The organism is Nocardia sp. NPDC056952, from assembly GCF_042674185.1.
GTDB lineage: Bacteria > Actinomycetota > Actinomycetes > Mycobacteriales > Mycobacteriaceae > Nocardia.
The window spans coordinates 153,858-171,487 of the sequence record NZ_JBHURA010000011.1; the positions used below are offsets into that span (position 1 = coordinate 153,858).

The 17,630-nt window shown below is 68.7% G+C and carries 20 protein-coding genes; 9 read left to right on the forward strand and 11 right to left on the reverse strand.

Annotation, left to right across the window (positions count from 1 at the left end; translation table 11 throughout):
* Positions 1–49 precede the first annotated feature (49 nt).
* The 9 genes from ACFTS5_RS29190 to ACFTS5_RS29230 all read right to left on the reverse strand — a co-directional run bounded on the left by ACFTS5_RS29190 (position 50) and on the right by ACFTS5_RS29230 (position 8,885).
* Positions 50–721, reverse strand: a complete 672-nt coding sequence (locus ACFTS5_RS29190; RefSeq protein ID WP_378637174.1) for an amino acid ABC transporter permease — start codon at positions 719–721, stop codon at positions 50–52.
* Between the two features lie 3 nt (positions 722–724).
* Positions 725–1,477, reverse strand: coding sequence for an amino acid ABC transporter substrate-binding protein (locus ACFTS5_RS29195; RefSeq protein WP_378637361.1), 753 nt, complete (start codon positions 1,475–1,477; stop codon positions 725–727).
* A gap of 171 nt (positions 1,478–1,648) precedes the next feature.
* Complete coding sequence (locus tag ACFTS5_RS29200; protein ID WP_101463469.1) at positions 1,649–2,176, reverse strand: TM2 domain-containing protein; 528 nt, start codon at positions 2,174–2,176, stop codon at positions 1,649–1,651.
* 224 nt (positions 2,177–2,400) lie between these two features.
* Positions 2,401–3,477: a prolipoprotein diacylglyceryl transferase gene (gene lgt, locus ACFTS5_RS29205; protein ID WP_378637176.1), complete on the reverse strand. Its 1,077-nt coding sequence runs from the start codon at positions 3,475–3,477 to the stop codon at positions 2,401–2,403.
* 121 nt (positions 3,478–3,598) lie between these two features.
* Positions 3,599–4,399 carry a tryptophan synthase subunit alpha gene (gene trpA, locus ACFTS5_RS29210; RefSeq protein ID WP_378637179.1) on the reverse strand — a complete coding sequence of 267 codons (801 nt, stop codon included), beginning with the start codon at positions 4,397–4,399 and terminating at the stop codon, positions 3,599–3,601.
* Entirely contained in the window at positions 4,396–5,661 is a 1,266-nt protein-coding gene (gene trpB, locus ACFTS5_RS29215; protein ID WP_378637181.1) for a tryptophan synthase subunit beta, read from the reverse strand. The genes trpA and trpB overlap by 4 nt, the downstream gene beginning before the upstream one ends.
* A complete protein-coding gene (gene trpC, locus ACFTS5_RS29220; RefSeq protein ID WP_056824640.1) occupies positions 5,658–6,479 on the reverse strand; it encodes an indole-3-glycerol phosphate synthase TrpC in 822 nt (273 codons plus the stop codon). The genes trpB and trpC overlap by 4 nt, the downstream gene beginning before the upstream one ends.
* A 124-nt stretch (positions 6,480–6,603) precedes the next feature.
* A complete protein-coding gene (locus tag ACFTS5_RS29225) occupies positions 6,604–7,350 on the reverse strand; it encodes a TIGR02234 family membrane protein (RefSeq protein ID WP_378637184.1) in 747 nt (248 codons plus the stop codon).
* Entirely contained in the window at positions 7,347–8,885 is a 1,539-nt protein-coding gene (locus ACFTS5_RS29230) for an anthranilate synthase component I (protein ID WP_378637186.1), read from the reverse strand. The genes ACFTS5_RS29225 and ACFTS5_RS29230 overlap by 4 nt, the downstream gene beginning before the upstream one ends.
* A gap of 133 nt (positions 8,886–9,018) precedes the next feature.
* On the opposite strand from ACFTS5_RS29230, the gene ACFTS5_RS29235 reads away from it, so the two are divergent.
* The 4 genes from ACFTS5_RS29235 (at position 9,019) to ACFTS5_RS29250 (ending at position 11,092) form a co-directional block, all read left to right on the forward strand.
* On the forward strand, positions 9,019–9,297 hold the full coding sequence (locus ACFTS5_RS29235; RefSeq protein WP_378637188.1) for a hypothetical protein: 279 nt from the start codon (positions 9,019–9,021) through the stop codon (positions 9,295–9,297).
* Positions 9,298–9,369: 72 nt separating this feature from the next.
* Entirely contained in the window at positions 9,370–9,840 is a 471-nt protein-coding gene (locus tag ACFTS5_RS29240; RefSeq protein ID WP_101463475.1) for a peroxiredoxin, read from the forward strand.
* Between the two features lie 67 nt (positions 9,841–9,907).
* A complete protein-coding gene (locus ACFTS5_RS29245) occupies positions 9,908–10,480 on the forward strand; it encodes a permease (protein ID WP_378637191.1) in 573 nt (190 codons plus the stop codon).
* 144 nt (positions 10,481–10,624) lie between these two features.
* Positions 10,625–11,092: a MarR family winged helix-turn-helix transcriptional regulator gene (locus ACFTS5_RS29250; RefSeq protein WP_378637194.1), complete on the forward strand. Its 468-nt coding sequence runs from the start codon at positions 10,625–10,627 to the stop codon at positions 11,090–11,092.
* On the opposite strand, the gene hisI is transcribed toward ACFTS5_RS29250, so the two are convergent.
* Together hisI and ACFTS5_RS29260 are read right to left on the reverse strand one after the other, a co-directional pair.
* Positions 11,089–11,433, reverse strand: coding sequence for a phosphoribosyl-AMP cyclohydrolase (hisI, locus tag ACFTS5_RS29255; protein ID WP_378637196.1), 345 nt, complete (start codon positions 11,431–11,433; stop codon positions 11,089–11,091). The two genes, ACFTS5_RS29250 and hisI, sit on opposite strands and share 4 nt — an antisense overlap.
* Complete coding sequence (locus tag ACFTS5_RS29260; RefSeq protein ID WP_378637199.1) at positions 11,430–12,728, reverse strand: PucR family transcriptional regulator; 1,299 nt, start codon at positions 12,726–12,728, stop codon at positions 11,430–11,432. The genes hisI and ACFTS5_RS29260 overlap by 4 nt, the downstream gene beginning before the upstream one ends.
* A 132-nt stretch (positions 12,729–12,860) precedes the next feature.
* Here ACFTS5_RS29260 and ACFTS5_RS29265 point away from each other — a divergent pair, with 132 nt between their 5' ends.
* The 5 genes from ACFTS5_RS29265 to ACFTS5_RS29285 all read left to right on the forward strand — a co-directional run bounded on the left by ACFTS5_RS29265 (position 12,861) and on the right by ACFTS5_RS29285 (position 17,574).
* The gene (locus ACFTS5_RS29265; RefSeq protein WP_378637202.1) at positions 12,861–13,619 is read left to right on the forward strand and encodes an ABC transporter ATP-binding protein; all 759 of its coding nucleotides are present in this window, start codon (positions 12,861–12,863) and stop codon (positions 13,617–13,619) included.
* A gap of 71 nt (positions 13,620–13,690) precedes the next feature.
* Positions 13,691–14,416, forward strand: coding sequence for an ABC transporter ATP-binding protein (locus tag ACFTS5_RS29270; protein WP_378637204.1), 726 nt, complete (start codon positions 13,691–13,693; stop codon positions 14,414–14,416).
* Complete coding sequence (locus ACFTS5_RS29275) at positions 14,413–15,291, forward strand: branched-chain amino acid ABC transporter permease (RefSeq protein WP_378637206.1); 879 nt, start codon at positions 14,413–14,415, stop codon at positions 15,289–15,291. The genes ACFTS5_RS29270 and ACFTS5_RS29275 overlap by 4 nt, the downstream gene beginning before the upstream one ends.
* Entirely contained in the window at positions 15,288–16,328 is a 1,041-nt protein-coding gene (locus ACFTS5_RS29280; RefSeq protein ID WP_378637207.1) for a branched-chain amino acid ABC transporter permease, read from the forward strand. Before ACFTS5_RS29275 ends, ACFTS5_RS29280 begins: the two co-directional genes overlap by 4 nt.
* Positions 16,318–17,574, forward strand: coding sequence for an ABC transporter substrate-binding protein (locus ACFTS5_RS29285; RefSeq protein WP_378637209.1), 1,257 nt, complete (start codon positions 16,318–16,320; stop codon positions 17,572–17,574). Before ACFTS5_RS29280 ends, ACFTS5_RS29285 begins: the two co-directional genes overlap by 11 nt.
* Positions 17,575–17,630 lie beyond the last annotated feature (56 nt).

Below are 17,630 nucleotides of genomic sequence, written 5' to 3' on the forward strand. Positions count from 1 at the left end.
GGGGCCGAGCGTTCCCGATGAGTTACCCAGGTGTTCACGAAATCAATGGTCACCGAACGGCGACGTGTCTGGAAAGTCTTGTTTCCAAACGACTCTGGCCGAAGCCCAGAATCAGGCAGATCACCCAGTAGTAGAGCGCCGCGACGCCGTAGAGGGCGAAGAAGTCGAAGGTCGGCGCGGCGGCCAGCTGAGCGGTGCGCAGCAATTCGGTGACCAGGATGGTCGAGGCCAGGGAGGTGTCCTTGACCAGGGAGATCAGGGTGTTCGACAGCGGGGGCACCGCGATCCGCGCGGCCTGCGGGAACACGACGTACCAGAGCGTCTGGACATAGGTCATGCCCAGCGACTCCGCCGCCTCCCACTGCCCGTGCGCCACGCTCATGATCGACGAGCGCACCACCTCCGCGGCGTACCCGCCGACGTTGAGGCTGAACGCGATCACCGCCGCCGGGAACGGATCGATGACGATCCCGAATTGCGGCAGCGCGTAGAACACGATGAACAGCTGGACCAGCAGCGGGGTGCCGCGAATGATCGAGATGTAGAAGCGGGCGGGCACCGAGAGCACCCGCCGCGTCGACATTCTCGCCAGCGCGACACCGACCGCGATGGCCAGGCCGATCACGAAGCTGATGGCCGTGAGCGGCAACGTCATCGTCACCGTGGCCTTCAGCATCGGCACCAGGTTGTGCCGGATCAGCTCCCAGGTAGCCGGATCCATCCGCTATTTGCTGACGTCGGTGCCGAAGTACTTCTCCGTCAGACGAGCCAGCGTGCCGTCGGCGCGCAACTGCTCCAGCGCCTTGTCGACGTCGGCGATCAGCGCGGTGTCGTCCTTGCGGGCGGCGAAGGCCTGCTTGCTGGTCTCACCGGTCTGCGCCGCGATCTTGATGCCGGTGTCACCGGTCTTCTTGGTGTACTCCCCGACCGCGAGGGTGTCGTTGACGGTGGCGTCGACCCGACCGGCCTTCAGCAGCTGCACCGCCTGCACGAACCCTTCCACCGCTTCGACTTTCGCGCCCGCGCCCGAGGCGACCTTGCTCCAGTTGCTGGTGGCCGACTGCGCGGTGGTCTTGCCCGCCAGGCTCGCCAGTGAGGTGATGGCGGTGTTGTCGGACTTGGTGACGATCACGCCCTCGGAGGTCGTGTACGGCTGCGACAGCGCGTACTTGGCCGTGCGCTCCGGGTTCACGGTGACCTGGTTGGCGACCAGATCGAAGCGCTTGGACTCGAGGCCGGCGAAGATCGAGTCCCACGGGGTCTGCACGAATTCCACCTGCTTGCCGAGCTTCTCCCCGACCGCGCGCGCGACCTCGACGTCGTAGCCGGTGAGCGTGCCGCCCTCCTGGTAGCTGAACGGCGCGTAGGTGCCCTCGGTGCCGATCTTGAGCACGTTCGGGTCGGACGCGGACGAGCAGGCCGACAGGCCCGTCGCGGCGACCACAGCGAGTACGGCGGCGGCAATGAATTTGCGCACGGACATCCCTTTCTCCGCTGCGCGTAGGGGGCACGCGCAGGCCAAGCGACGCTACGGCGCCGCCACAGACCGACACAGAGTAACGCTCACCGTGATCGGAATACCGGCGGGAAACACGAAACGGGTGCCCCGCCGTAGCAGAACACCCGTTCATCCCCGTGTGGGCAGGAATCAGTCGCGCAGCGGGCGGCCCTGCGCGTCGGGCACCTTGCCCGTGAGCATCATGATGCCGTCGATCAGCGGCCAGATGGCGCCGAGACCGCAGGTCAGCCAGGTCACCGCGATCTGGGCGATGCCGAGACCGGTGTAACCGAGGTAGAAGCGACCGACGCCGAAGCTGCCGAGGAAGATCTGCAGCAGACCGGCCATCAGCTTCTGCTTGTCCGAGAACGGCACGCCGTACATGTCCCGGCCGTAGGGGGCTTCCGGGTCGTTCGGGTTGTAGCCCTGCGGCATGGCCCCGTACGGCGCTGCGCCGTACCCCGGCTGCGGCTGCTGAGCGTACGGGTCGGCGGGCTGACCGTACTGCGGCTGCGGCGCACCGTACTGCGGCTGACCGTAGCCGGGCTGCGGCTGCTGGGCATACGGATCAGAGGGCTGACCGTAGGCAGGCTGGCCGTACTGCGGCTGCGAACCCGAGTCGGGCTGCTTGCTCAGGTCAGGGCCGTACTGTGGATTGGGGTTGTAGGGGTCGGTCACTCATGTCCTCCATCATTCGTGCGGGTACCCGTCGTGGCCCCCGGCCAGTGGCGATCGGCCGAACGGCGGTGCGCCCGCGACGATCACGGGTCATTGTTGCCGGTCCTGCCCACCGTTGTCTTGTCGGGTGCTTCCCCGAACGGCCCTCGCCATACCTCGGAATATCGCGGCGGGCGTCCGCAATGTTGCCGGACGCCCGCCGATTCGACGAAAACTTCTCTGGATCAGGACTTCTTCGCGTCGGTGACATCCTTCGCGTCGGCGGCGCCGACAGATTCGGATACGACATCCGCTTGTGCCGAATCCTTGTCCACCTCAGCGGAATCCGCCTTCTTGGTGACGTCGACGGACTCGGTCTCGGAGTCCGTCGCCGTCACGGCGTTGTCGGCCGCACCGGCGGCCCGCAGCGCGGAGAACTGCCACGGCCAGGGGCGCGGCTCACCGCCGGGCTGCAACTGGGCCGGCGTCTCGCGGCCCTTGGTCGCCAAGGCGAAGTAGGCCATGGCGCCGAGGAAGACGAGTGCGGAGGTGAACGAGTTGATCCTGATGCCGAGGATGTGGGTGGCCTCGTCGCTGCGCAGCAACTCGACGAAGAACCGGCCGAAGCTGTAGCCCGCGACATAGAGCGCGAACAGTCGTCCGTGGCCGATCTTGTAGCGCTTGTCGAGCAGCACCAGACCGATGACGACCAGCACGTTCCAGACGAGCTCGTACAGGAATGTCGGCTGCACGACCTCGAGCACCCGCCCGGTCGACACCCCGTTCATCATGTCCCGCGCGCCGGTCTCCGGGTCGAACCGTTCGTAGATCTCCAGGCCCCACGGAAGCTCGGTGGCGCGCCCGTACAGCTCCTGGTTGAAGTAGTTGCCGAGCCGGCCGATGGCCTGGGCGAGCAGCACAGCGGGCGCGACGGCGTCACCGAGCGCGGGCAGCGGGATCTTGTACATCCGGCAGCCGATCCAGGCACCGATGGCGCCGAAGAACACCGCGCCCCAGATGCCGAGGCCACCCTGCCAGATGTAGAGCGCCTCGACGGGATGCTTGCCCTCGCCGAAGTACTTCTGCCAGTCGGTGGCCACGTGATAGATCCGGCCGCCGACCAGGCCGAACGGCACCGCGAACATCGCGACATCGAGCACGGCGCCCGGCTGACCACCGCGCTCGCGCCACCGGCGTTCACCCCACCAGATGGCGACGACGATGCCGAGAATGATGAACAGTGCGTATGCCCGCAGCGGGAAGGGTCCGAGTTGCCAGACCCCCTGGGGCGGACTCGGAATATAGGCCAGGACTGAGTTCACCCGGCCCACGTTAGTGGAGAGCCTTACGGGCGTGTTGCCGCGACCCGGACGGCGGACGACGGGCCGGTGACGAGCGATGGGCCCGGCCGCGGATCAGCGGCCGGGCCCATCGTGCGAACCGCTAGGAGCGAACGGTCGCCGAACGCACGCCCTCGGCCAGTTCGGCGGTCAGTGCGCGGACCGCGTCGAGGCCTTCCGGCACGGCCGAGACCAGCGCCGAGCCGACGATCACGCCGTCGGCGTACGCGGCGATCTCGGCGGCCTGTGCTCCCGAGCGCACGCCGAGGCCGACGCCGATCGGGATGTCGGAGTGCGCGCGGATGCGCGAGCACAGCGCGGGCGCGGCCGAGGAGACCGCGTCGCGGGCACCGGTCACACCCATGGTCGAGGCCGCGTAGATGAAGCCGCGTGAGGCCTCGAGGGTCTTGACCAGACGCTCTTCGGTCGACGACGGCGCCACAAGGAAGATGCGATCCAGGTTGTGCGTGGCCGAGGCGACGAACCAGTCGTCGGCCTCGTCGGGGATCAGGTTCGGCGTGATGATGCCGGCGCCACCGGCCGCGGCGAGATCGCGGGCGAAGGTGTCGACGCCGTATTTGAGCACCGGGTTCCAGTAGCTCATCACCACGGCCTGACCACCGGCATCGGCGATCGCCTCGACGACGGAGAACACATCGCGCACGCGCACCCCGCTGCGCAGCGCCTGTTCGGCAGCGGCCTGGATGACCGGGCCGTCCATCACGGGATCGGAGTAGGCGACGCCGACTTCGACGATGTCACAGCCGGATTCGACGAGCGCACGGCACGCGGCGATGGAACCGGCGAGATCGGGATAACCGGCGGGCAGGTAGCCGATCAGAGCGGCCCGGCCCTCGCTGCGCGCGGCAGCGAAGGTGTTCGCAAGACGCGACTGCTGACTCACTGTTGGTGCTCCTCGGCATCGTCGTCGAACAGACCGAACCAGCGTCCCGCCGTGTCCATGTCCTTGTCACCACGACCGGACAGGTTGACCAGGATGACCGCGCCCTCGCCGAGCTCCACGCCCAGCTTCAGCGCGCCCGCCACCGCGTGCGCGGACTCGATCGCCGGGATGATGCCCTCGGTGCGCGAGAGCAGCAGCAGCGCGTCCATCGCCTCGGTGTCGGTGATCGGCCGGTACTCGGCGCGACCGATGTCCTTGAGATGGGCGTGCTCGGGGCCGACGCCCGGGTAGTCGAGACCGGCCGAGATCGAATGCGATTCGATGGTCTGGCCGTCTTCGTCCTGCAACAGGTACGAGTAGGCGCCCTGGAAGGCACCGGGCGTGCCGCCGGTGAAGGTGGCGGCGTGGCGTCCGGTTTCGACGCCGTCACCGGCCGCCTCGAAACCGACGAGGCGCACGCCCGCGTCGGGGATGAAGGCGTGGAAGATGCCGATGGCGTTGGAACCGCCGCCCACGCAGGCCACGACGGCGTCGGGCAGCCTGCCCGCTTGCGCCGGAAGCTGGATCTGCTCGCGCGCCTCCAAGCCGATCACGCGCTGGAAATCACGGACCAGCAGCGGGAACGGGTGCGGACCGGCGGCGGTGCCGAAGCAGTAGAACGTGTCGTCGGCGTGGGTCACCCAGTCGCGCAGTGCCTCGTTGATCGCGTCCTTGAGCGTCTGCGAACCCGAGGTCACCGGGATCACCTCGGCGCCGAGCAGCCGCATGCGGGCCACGTTGAGCGCCTGGCGGGCGGTGTCGACCGCGCCCATGTAGACCACGCAGTCGAGGCCGAGCAGCGCGCACGCGGTGGCCGTCGCGACGCCGTGCTGGCCCGCTCCGGTCTCGGCGATGACGCGCGTCTTGCCCATCCGCTTGGCGAGCAACGCCTGACCGAGCACATTGTTGATCTTGTGCGAGCCGGTGTGGTTGAGGTCCTCACGCTTGAGGAAGATCCGCGCGCCACCCGCGTGCGCGGCCAGCCGGGTGCATTCGAACACCGGCGACGGACGGCCGGTGTAGTCGCGCTGCAGCCGGTCGAGCTCGTCGAGGAAGCCGCGGTCGGTGCGGATCTTGTCGTACTCGGCGGTGACCTCTTCGATCACGGCCATCAGCGCCTCGGGGACGTGACGTCCGCCGTAGACGCCGAAGTGGCCGCCCGCGTCGGGTTCGTACTCGGAGTGCTGGGCGACACCGGCGCTCGCCGGGGGAAGCACTGTCACCGGATGCTCCGCCGGGCCGGCTTCGGGCAGGACGGGTGCGTGCCGGCGGTCACCAGTTCGGACACGGCCGAACGCGGGTTACCGCTGGTCACCAGGCCTTCGCCGACGAGCACGGCATCGGCGCCCGCACCGGCGTAGGCCAGCAGATCGGCGGTGCCGCGGATGCCGGACTCGGCCACCCGGATGACCTCCGAGGGCAGGCCGGGCGCGATCCGCGCGAACACATCGCGGTCGACCTCGAGGGTCTTGAGGTTGCGCGCGTTGATGCCGATCACCGTCGCACCGGCTTCGAGGGCGCGATCGGCCTCTTCCTCGGTGTGCACCTCCACCAGGGCGGTCATGCCGAGGGATTCGGTGCGGTCGATCAGCGAGGCGAGCACGTCCTGTTCGAGCGCGGCCACGATCAGCAGGATCACGTCGGCGCCGTGGGCACGGGCCTCGTGGATCTGGTACGGGCCGACGACGAAGTCCTTGCGCAGCACCGGGATGTTCACGGCGGCGCGCACGGCGTCGAGATCGTCGAGCGATCCACCGAAGCGGCGGCCCTCGGTGAGCACGCTGATGATCCGCGCGCCCCCGTCTTCGTAGGCCTTGGCCAGCACGGCGGGATCGGGAATATCGGCGAGCGCGCCCTTGGAGGGGCTGGCTCGCTTCACTTCCGCGATGACACCGATTCCGTCCTCGTGCAGCGCGGCGTGTGCGTCCAGCGGCCCCTTGACCGCGGCGGCAGCAGCTTTGATCGCTTGAAAATCGAGGAGGGCTTCGCGAGCGGCAACATCCGCCCGGACCCCGTCGAGAATCGAGTCGAGTACCGTCATCTGGCTCGAATCCTTTCTGGGGAGACGCACTTCTCGCCCGAGAGTCCCCTCGGGCGCTGTCTCACCGATGCTGGTAAAGAATAAATGCCCGCCGCGCGTGTCACTGCGGCGGGGGTGCTGCCGGTCACTTGTTCTCCCCGGCCGGACCGCGGTCGGCGCCGGGGGTGTCAGGGGTATCGGTCGGGTCGGTGCCCGCGTCGAGCGCGTCCCACAGCACCCGGTCCGACAGTGGCGCCGCGGTTCCGGTCTCCGCGTTCTGCTTGCTCACCGCGGCGCTGGCGTCGGCCTTACGGAACACCGGGTTGTCGTATCGGTCGGAGACCTCCTCGGTGCGTTCGCCGGTGCGCCGGGTGAGCAGGATGCCCGCGGCCAGTGCCAGGCTCGCCGCGGCGATCGACAGGATCGCGGGACCCAGGTGTGTGTCGGCGGAGCTGACCACCGCGCGCACCGGCAGCTCGGCCAGGGTGCCCGCCCGGTCGGCGGTCCTGCCCGCGCCGACGGCCAGCGCGAAGCCGGGCACCGCGGCGGCCGCGGCCACGACCGAGATCACCACCCCGAGCAACTGCCGCAGCACGCCCTTGACCGCGAACACCGCCGCGATCGAGGCGACCAGCACCAGCGCGAGCGGGGTGAGCGCGCCGAACCACACGCCACCGTTGAGATCGTCGGTGCGCGGTTCGGTGAGGCCGTCGGCCGAGTACACCGTCACCCATGTCATCCGCGAGGACGCCCACAGCCCTGCCGCCGCCAGCGCGAGCAAGGCGACCGGAACGATGGGCTTCGCGGCCGGGGCTGCCGTCGCGCCCGCTCCCGGTACCTCGGTGTCCGTCGCGTCGACGGACCGACCGGTGTCGTCTTCGTCCGCCGTCACAGGTCCCCGCCTTCGTAGGTGCGCAGGGTCTGCGCCGCCGCGATCGCCTTGAGCACCGCCATGGCCTTGTTGCGGGCCTCGGTGTCCTCGTAGACCGGATCGGAGTCGGCGACCACGCCCGCGCCCGCCTGGACGTAGGCGGTGCCGTCCTTGAGCAGGGCGGTGCGGATGGCGATGGCGGTGTCGGCGTCGCCGGCGAAGTCGAGGTAGCCGACCACGCCGCCGTAGACGCCGCGCCGGGTCGGTTCCAGCTCCTCGATCAGTTCCATCGCCCGCACCTTCGGCGCGCCCGACAGCGTGCCGGCGGGGAAGCAGGCACGCACCGCGTCCAGCGCGATCTTGCCCTCGGCGAGCAGCCCGGACACCGTCGAGACCAGGTGCATCACGTGGCTGTACCGCTCGACGTGGCGGTACTGGGTCACCTTCACCGTGCCGGGACGGCAGACCCGGCCCAGATCGTTGCGACCGAGGTCGACGAGCATCAGGTGCTCGGCGTTCTCCTTCTCGTCGGCCAGCAGGTCCTTCTCGAGCAGGATGTCGTCCTCGGCGCTCTCCCCACGCCAGCGGGTACCCGCGATCGGGTGTGTCGTGGCCACCCCGTCTTTCACGGTGACCAGCGATTCAGGACTCGAGCCGACGATCGAGAACGCGGTGCCGCCCTCGCCGTCGGGGATGTGCATCAGATACATGTACGGGCTCGGGTTCGAGGCCCGCAGCATGCGGTAGACCGCCAGCGGTGACCCGGTGTAGTCCATTTCGAAGCGCTGCGAGAGCACCACCTGGAATGCCTCGCCCGCCTCGATCTCCTTGATCAGGCGGCGCACGCCCGCACCGAATTCCTCGGTGGTGCGCCTGCGCAGGAACTGCGGTTCGGGCTGGTCGAAGACCGACACGGTGGAGGGCGCGGGGGTGGCCAGCGCGGCGGTCATCCGGTCGAGCCGGGCGACGGCGTCGTCGTAGGCGGCGTCGACCCGGGAGTCGGTGCCGTCCCAGTTCACCGCGTTCGCGATGAGGGTGATCGCGCCTTCGTGGTGGTCGAACGCGGCCAGATCGGTGGCCAGCATGAGTACCAGTTCGGGCAGCCGCAGATCGTCGGTGGCGAGTTCGGGCAGCCGTTCGATCCGGCGCACCGCGTCGTAGCCGAGGAAGCCGACCATGCCGCCGGTGAGCGGCGGCAGCCCGGGCAGCCGTTCGGTACGCAGCAGTTCGAGGGTGTCGTGCAGCACGCGCAGCGGGTCACCGCCGGTGGGTGCGTCGACGGGCACCGTGCCGAGCCAGGCGGCTTCACCGTCGACGACGGTCAGCGCCGACGGGCTGCCCGCGCCGATGAACGACCAGCGCGACCACGAGCGCCCGTTCTCCGCGGATTCGAACAGGAAGGTGCCCGGCCGGTCGCCGGCCAGTTTGGAATAGGCCGAGAGCGGAGTTTCGGAGTCCGCCAGCACCTTTCGGGTCACCGGGACGACCCGGTGCTCGGCGGCGAGCAGCCGGAACTGTTCGCGGGTCGTGGTGGTTGGTGTCGACGCGCCCTGCATGGGCCCATCATCCCAGGCGTGCCGTCGCCGACGCGCGCGGACCCGACCCCGCGCCGAATCGGGCGGTGACCGGCATCACTACACTCGCGCGCGTTCCATGTCGCATGCGGTAACCCCCTTTCCGAGAGGAGCAATGTTGTACCCCTCGCAGCAGGGCGCACAGGACGGCCGGCTGGCCGTTCCGTCGCAGCAGCACTACGGTCCCGGCCAGCAGACGGTGGCGACGAGCGCGATCAATTCGTTCGTCACCTACGCCAAGGCCATCCAGGACCTCGACAAGAAGAATTTCCCCGACGAGTACGCCGGGCACAGCGACCGCATCCGCGAGCTAGAACCACTGTTGCGCGCGCACGGCATCCTCGACGTGATGCAGATCCGCAATCCCGACATCGCGGCACTGCTCGGGCAATAGGACCCCAGATCCCCGTTCGTGGCCGCGAACGGGGATCTTCCTTACTCGGCCGCCGGTAGATACTGTCTGGGCATGCAGCCAGGCCAGCGCGCTCCGCAATTCGAGCTCCCCGATCAGTCCGCCCAGCTCCGCTCGCTCGACGGCTTGCTCGCCGACGGCCCGGTGGTGCTCTTCTTCTATCCCGCCGCCAATACCCCGGTGTGCACCGCCGAGGCCTGCCACTTCCGTGATCTGAGCGGCGAGTTCGCCGCGCTGGGCGCCTCGTGTGTCGGGATCAGCACCGACAGCACCGAGGTGCAGGCCGGTTTCGCCACCAAGCAGCGCCTCGACTACCCGGTGCTGTCCGACAGCGACGGCGCGGTCGCCGCCGCGTTCGGCGTGAAGCGTGGACTGCTCGGCAAGCTCGCCCCGGTCAAGCGGCACACCTTCGTCATCGACACCGACCGCACGATCCTCAAGATCGTCACCGGCGAGCTGCGGGCGGCCGTGCACGCCGACGAAGCGCTGGCCTTCCTGCGCGAACGCAGCATCACCCCGGAGTAGTACCGGTCGGCGAATCGCCGGGCGGCGGATCGACGCCCGGCGGCCCCGACGCACTTACGCTGGGCAGATGACAACCGGCGAGGTGCGGTCGAGCGGTCAGAAGTCCACGGCCGTCGTATGGCGTAACCGGGCGATCATCACGCTCGCCACGGTGGTGGTGCTGGTGGCCGCCTACTTCATCCTGTCCTCGTTCATCCCCCGGTGGTGGGCACAGCGGCTGGCCAACACCGTGCACGGCAGTTTCAGCTCGGGCATCTGGTGGGGGCTGGTCTACGGCTTCGTCTTCACCTTGCTGCCGCTGGTGCTGCTGATATTCGCGGTGCGGGTGTGGAAGCGCAAGGGTGGCAAGTTCATGGCGGGCGCGGCGGTGATCGTCGCGCTGGCCTGCTCGCTGCCGAATCTGATGACGTTGACGATCGTGCTCGGCGGCAACAATGCCGCACACGCGGGTCAGCGAATTCTGGACGTCGACGCGCCCGCGTTCCGCGGCGCCTGCCTGGTCGGCGCCATCCTCGCGGCGGTGGTGTTCGCACTGGTGCTCGCACTGATGGGCAAGCGTGGATTCAGCCGTCACAAGGCCGCCAAGGCCGCGGCGCAGCAACCGGCGCCCGCTGCGCCGCCGATGACCGGCGATCGGTAACCCTCGCACACACCCTCGCGGTGATGTGAGTGACCTCACGACCACCGCCAACTCGCGGACGTCACAGCGACGTCGTGGCAAACTCTGTCGTGTGCGCGCCTCACTCCACCATGTCCGTCGTCCGGCCGCGAGGCAGTACCGGCGATGACCCAGTGGCTCGACCCCGTCGAACAACGCGCATGGCAGGCGATCGTCGCGCTCATGACCCGGATTCCCGGTGCGCTGGACACCCGGTTGCAGCGCGAGTCCGGCCTCACCCATTTCGAGTTCCGGGTGCTCAGCCTGCTCTCGGAGGAGGCGGGACACCGGCTGCAACTGAGTGATCTCGCCCACAAGGCAAATGCGTCGCTATCGCGACTCTCGCATGTGGTCTCGAAGCTGGAACGCATCGGCTGGGTGCGCCGCGACACCACCGCGGGCCGGCGCGGGGTGTACGCGGTTCTCACCGACGCCGGTTTCGAGAAGGTGATCGAGGCGGCCCCCGGCTACGTGGACGCCGTACGCAGGCTCGTGCTGGACGGTCTCACCGATAAGCAGACCGCGCAACTCGCGGTGCTCGGGGAATCCCTGTCCGACCGGCTGAACCGGCTCCTCGTCGAAGACGGCGACTAGTCGGCGGCGAGCAGTACATCGGTGTCGAAGCAGGTGTGGGTGCCGGTGTGGCAGGCCGCGCCCTCCTGATCGACGATCAGCAGCAGCGTGTCGCCGTCGCAATCCAGCCGCACCTCGTGCACGTACTGGGTGTGCCCGGAGGTTTCGCCCTTGACCCAGTACTGCTGACGCGAACGCGAATAGTAGGTCGCCTTGCGGGTTTCCAGCGTGCGGGCCAGCGCCTCGTCGTCCATCCAGGCCATCATCAGCACGTCGCCGGTGGCCTTTTCCTGCGCGATCGCGGCGATCAGTCCGTCCTCGGTGCGCTTGAGGCGGGCGGCGATGGCGGGGTCGAGGCTCATGCCTCGTTTATAACAGCAGCCAGTTCGATGGCCACCAGCAGTTCCACCAGGTCGTTCACGCTGCGCACATTGCGACCGGTGAGTTCCTGGATCCGGCCGAGCCGGTACTTGGCCGTATTGAGGTGGATGTGCAGGGTATCGGCGGCTTCGCGCAGATTCATATCGGCGGCGGCGAACGCGCGGATCGTCTCGGCCAATGTCCCGCCACGAACGCGGTCCTCGGCCAGTGCGCTCCCGATGCGGGGGTCCACCAGCTGACGGGTGGTGTCATCGGCGCGCAGGAGCAGATATCTGAACGGCGTGAGCTGCGGTAACGCGAGTACCCCGCCGCCTTCGGGCAGGAGTTCGAGCGCGGCCTGCGCCTGCCGGTAGGCACGCGGGATCTGGGCGACCTCGGTGACCGCGGTGCTCACCCCGATCGCCAGGGTGATGCCCTCGGCGCCCAACTCGTCCTGCGTCGCGCGCAGTCGCTCGCACAGTCCGTCGGCCGCCCCGCCGGCCCCGAGCGCGGGCACGGCGACGATCTCGGATCCGCGCACCACCGACAGTGTCCGCAGTCCGTTGACCGTGCACCGGGCCACCGCGGCGGACACCAATTGCCTCGCCTGACCGAGCCTTTCGGACGAATCCTCACTTCGCTCCGCCCGATCGAGCACCACGGCGGTGACCACCACCACCGGCGCGGTGCGTTCGGCGCCGATTCCGTGCGCGGTGGCCACCGACAGATGCGGACCGCTCGCGGGCAGCGCGCCGTCGAGCAGCGCGTCCATGAGCGCCTGCGAGTCGCGCCCGGATTCGGCGGCCACGTACTGCTGGAATTCCAGATACGCGTCGGTGGCCTGGGTACTGATCAGATCGGTGTAGCGGGCCAGCGGCCCCGCCAAGGACAACACGGCCGCCTGCCCCGCCTCGGAATCACCGGCGTGCGCGAGCAGCGTTTTCCAGATGGCGCGCTGACCGAGGCGGAACGCGGCGATGTAATCGACCAGCGGCAGCCCGGTGCGGGCTCGTCGCGCCGCCGCCTGCCGCGCGTAGGCGACGTCGGCCGGGCACACGCGTCGGTGTTCGAGCAGCGCGCCGAGTCCGGTGCGGCTGAGCCGGGCGAGCTGATCGTGTACATCGTCGAGGACGCCGGGGCCCGCGGTGGCGTAGCCGGGCAGCTGGGCGCGGATCTTGGCCATCACGTCGTCGGCGATCTCGTCGGCGTGTTCGTAGGCGCAGCCCGCTATCCGCCTGCGCTCGGCCGCCACCTGAGCAGACTCGGGCGAAACGGATAAACGTGATCCAGCTGACATGTTCGGGGAGTGTGCATGGGCTCGCTCATGGTGTCAACCACGTCACACTGTCCGCAGCGGACGAGCGAGGGCCCAGTTCTTGGTCCATAACGTCCGATGTGGGCTCCGACCTGCGATCTTAGTGTTCCTCGCATGCTCGAGATAACCAACCTGACGGTGCGCTTCGGCGGCATCACCGCCCTGCAGGACGTCGGGTTCACGGTCGCCCCCGGCGAGATGGTCGGCCTGATCGGACCCAACGGCGCGGGCAAGACCACCCTGTTCAACTGCCTGACCCGGCGCAATCGGCCGACGTCGGGCACCCTGCGCTACCGCGAAACCGATCTGTCGACGGTGCGTCCCGACGCTCTCGCCGGGCTCGGCATCGCCCGCACCTTCCAGAACCTGGGCTTGTTCCCCCGCCTTTCGGTGCGCGACAACATCCTCGTCGGCGCCCATCACCGGGCCTGCGCGGGCTTCGTGTCGGCCGGACTGCGGTTGCCCAAGGTCCGCCGGGAGGAAAAACTGCTGCGCGCCGAAGCCGACGAACTGCTCGAGCGCCTCGAACTCACCGCGGTCGCCGACCACGTGGCCGCGGGCCTGCCCTTCGGCACCCTCAAGCGCATCGAACTGGCCAGGGCGCTGGCGGTGCGGCCGCGACTGCTGCTGCTCGACGAGCCGGTGAACGGGCTGAGCCACGGCGAGGTCGACGAATTCGCCGACCGCCTGCGCGCGCTGCAAGCCGACCTCGACCTCACCGTGATCGTCGTCGAACACCACATGGGTTTCGTGATGGGCACCTGCGATCGGGTGATCTGCCTCGAGTTCGGCCAGGTGATCGCCGAAGGCGAACCCGAAGCGGTGCAGCGCGATCCCGCCGTCATCCGCGCCTACCTCGGAGCTTCGGCATGAGCGGTCAGCGACCGGAGGCGGAAGCGGAGCGTAACCACACAGGCCGCCCGAGCATGCCCGAGGAGAACAGCATGAGCGAATTCTTGACGGTCACCGATCTGCACGCCGGATACGGCGCGGCGAAAGTCCTGCACGGCGTGAGTTTCTCGGTCGAGCAGGGCACCGTGTGCGCGATCCTCGGCCCCAACGGCGCGGGCAAGACCACCCTGCTGCGCGCCCTGTGCGGCATGGTCAAGGTTCGCGGCAGCCTGCTGCTCGACGGCGACGAGGTGTCCGGTCGCGCGCCGGAGTCCATGGCGCGCCGCGGCGTCGCCCATGTTCCCGAGGGCCGCGGCACCTTCGCCCCGCTCACCGTCGAGGAGAACCTGCGCCTGGGCGCCTACCCCCGACGCGACCGCACCGGCGTCGACGCCGACCTGCGCCGGGTCTACGACTACTTCCCGATCCTGCGCGACAAGCGACGCGACGCGGCAGGCGGCCTGTCCGGCGGACAGCAGCAGATGCTGGCCATCGGCCGAGCGCTGATGCTGCGTCCCCGGCTGTTGCTGCTGGACGAACCCTCGCTCGGTCTCTCACCGCTGGTGACCCAGGAACTGTTCGGGATCGTGCACACCATCAACGAAGAGGAACGCACCACCGTGATAGTCGTCGAACAGAACGCCCACCTAGCCCTCGGCGTCGCGCATCAGGCGCATGTGCTCGAGACCGGGCGAGTCGTGTTGTCGGGCACCGCGGCCCGGATCAAGGCCGACGAGCAGGTCATCCGCTCCTACCTGGGATACAAGGTGGCGCCGTGACCGAGTTCGTCCAGCAACTCGTCGAGGGACTCTCGGCGGGCGCGATCTACGCGGGCCTGGCGCTGGCGCTGGTGCTGATCTACCGGTTCACCGGGATCGTCAACTTCGCCCAGGGCGAGCTGGCCATGTTCTCGGCGTTCCTGGCCTGGCAGTTGAGCCAGACCATGCCGTTCTGGGCGGCGCTGATCCTCACCCTGGCGATCTCGTTCGCCGCGGGCATGGTGATCGAACGGGTGGTGATCCGGCCGGTCGAGGGCGCTCCCGAGATCACCCTGGTGATCGTCACCGTCGGCTTGTTCTTCACCGTCAACGCCGCCGCGGGCTGGATCTGGTCGTACCAGGTGAAGTCGTTCCCGAATCCCTTCCCCGACGGCGCGTTGCGCGGTGGCGGGATCAGCGTCGGCTACGGCAGCCTCGGCATTCTGGCCGTGGTGGCCGTGGTGATGGCGCTGCTGTATCTGCTGTTCCGCTACACCAGGATCGGGCTCGCGATGCGGGCGGTGGCGTGTAATCCGCAGTCGGCCCGACTCGTCGGGATCCGGGTCGGTACCGTGCTCGCCCTCGGCTGGGGACTGGCCGCGCTGGTCGGGTCGGTCTCGGGGGTGCTGTCGGCGCCGCTGCTGTTCCTCGAACCCAACATGATGGGCGGGGTCCTCATCTACGCCTTCGCGGCGGCCACGCTGGGTGGGTTCGACTCCCCCGGCGGCGCGGTGGCCGGCGGTCTGATCGTCGGCGTCGCCGAAACCCTCACCGGCGCTTACGTCGACGCGATCGGCACCGAACTCAAGATCGGTGTGCCGCTGGTGATCATCCTGGGCGTGCTGTTGCTGCGCCCGCAAGGTCTGTTCGGACACGCGGCGGTGGAACGAGTATGAGCGAAGTGAACATTGCGGCAACGACTTCGGTTGCCCCCGTCACGAAACCGGCATCGCGTCGGCTGACTACGCTGCGCTGGTCACTCGTCGCGACAGCCGCGGTACTCCTGCCGGCCTGCGTCGCACCCTTCCAGCTGGTGCCCTTCCACACTTTCCAGCTGGCGATGGCGATGATCTACGCGGTCACCCTGCTGGGGCTGAATCTGCTGGTCGGCCACACCGGCCAGATCTCACTCGGCCACGGCGCGTTCTTCGCGGTCGGCGCCTACACCGCCGCGATCGCGATGAAGCAGTGGGACACACCCTATTTCGCCACCATCCCGATCGCCGCGGCCGTCACCTTCGTCCTCGGTTTCGCCCTCGGCGTCCCGGCGCTGCGACTGCGTGGGCTGTATCTGGCACTGGTCACCCTGGCCATCGCGATCTTCCTGGTGCCGCTGCTCAAGCGATTCGACGGGGTGACCGGCGGCTCCATGGGACTCATCGTCGACAAGCCGGTGCCGCCCGCCTGGACCGGCCTCGCGGAGGACCAGTGGCTGTACTTCCTGGCGCTGGCCACCACCGTGATCGGCTTCGTGCTGGTGGCCGGAATGCTGCGCTCGCGCGTGGGCCGCGCGCTGCACGCGGTGCGCGACAACGAGATCGCCGCCGAGGTGCTCGGGGTGAATCTGGCGCACTACAAGACCCTCGCCTTCGCCTGGAGCGCGCTGCTGGCCGGCGTCGCGGGCTGCGTCTACACCTGGGTGATCGCCTTCGTCTCGCCCGACTCCTTCGCGCTGACGCTGTCGATCACGCTGCTGGCCGGGCTCGTCGTGGGTGGGCTCGGCACCACCTGGGGCCCGCTGCTGGGCGGACTGTTCGTGATGTTCGTGCCCAGTTTCGCCCAGGACGTCAATCAGGCCGCACCCGGCGTCATCTTCGGACTGCTGATCATCGCGGTCATGTACCTCGCGCCGAAGGGTTTGGCCGGCCTGGCCACCCAGTGGACGCAATGGCTCGGACATCGTGTCCGGAAAGGGAACACCCATGCGCACTAAGCCAATCCGCACCCTCGGCCTGACAGCCGCGCTCCTCGCCACGCTCACCGCGTGTGGCGGTCGTGGCGAGGAGACCGGCACCGTCGGGCTCGGCGACTGCAAGGGCCAGCAGACCACCGGCATCACCGACAGCACCATCAAGCTCGGCGGGGCGTACCCGCTGTCGGGCCCGGCCTCGGCCTACAGCGAGGTGCCCAAGGGCATCAGGGCCTACTTCGACTACATCAACGCCGAGCAGGGCGGCATCGACGGACGCAAGGTCGAGTACATCGTGCGCGACGACGGCTACCAGCCGCCCAAGACCGTCGAGGAGACCCGTCGACTCGTCGAACAGGATCAGGTGTTCGCGGTCTTCCAAACACTGGGCACCGCGACCTCTTCGGCGGTGGCGGACTATCTCAACCAGCGCAAGGTGCCCCAGATCTTCGTGGCCACCGGGGCGAACAAGTTCGGTTCCGGCACCGAGCACCCCTGGACCATCGGCTGGCAGCCCAGTTACCGCACCGAGGGGCTGGCCTACGCGCAGTACGTGAAAGCGCAGCGGCCGAACGCGACCGTGGCGGTGCTCTACCAGAACGACGACTTCGGCAAGGACTTGCTGGCAGCATTCACCGAGGGTGTCGCGGGCAGCGGGGTGAAGGTGATCGCCGAGCAGAGCTTCGAGGTCACCGACCCCACCGTCGATGCCCAGGTACGCAACCTGGCCAATTCCAGAGCCGATGTGCTGCTGAACTTCTCGACCCCGAAGTTCGCCTCGCAGGCGCTGGCCGCCGACGTGCGCAACGCCGACTGGAATCCGTTGCACGTGCTCGCCGTGGTCTCCAACACCATGGCCACCCTGCGCCCGGTGGGGCTGCCCAACGTGCAGGGCACGGTGACCGCGGCGTTCCTCAAGGACGCCGCCGACCCGCGCTGGGCCACGGACGCGGGCATGCAGACCTACCGATCCAAGCTGGCTCAGTACGCCCCCGGCGCCGATCCCGAGAACCAGCACGCGATGGCCGGATGGACGATGGCCGAGAGCTTCCGCAAGACCATGGAAGCGGCGAAGTGCCCGACCCGAGAGGGCCTGCGCGACGCGATGCGCTCGCTGGACAACGTCTCCGCCGACCTGATGCTGCCGGGCATCGCGATGAAAACCGGTGCGGGCGACGGTTATCCGCTCGAGGCCGTCGGTATCCAGACCTTCGTCGGCGAGCACTGGTCGCTGACCGACGGCGGTCTGATCGACACCACCGGCAAGTAGTCGCTGCCCCTCCCTCGTTGCGCAGTGCATCCCAGCGTGCGCGGCTCGTCCGAAGT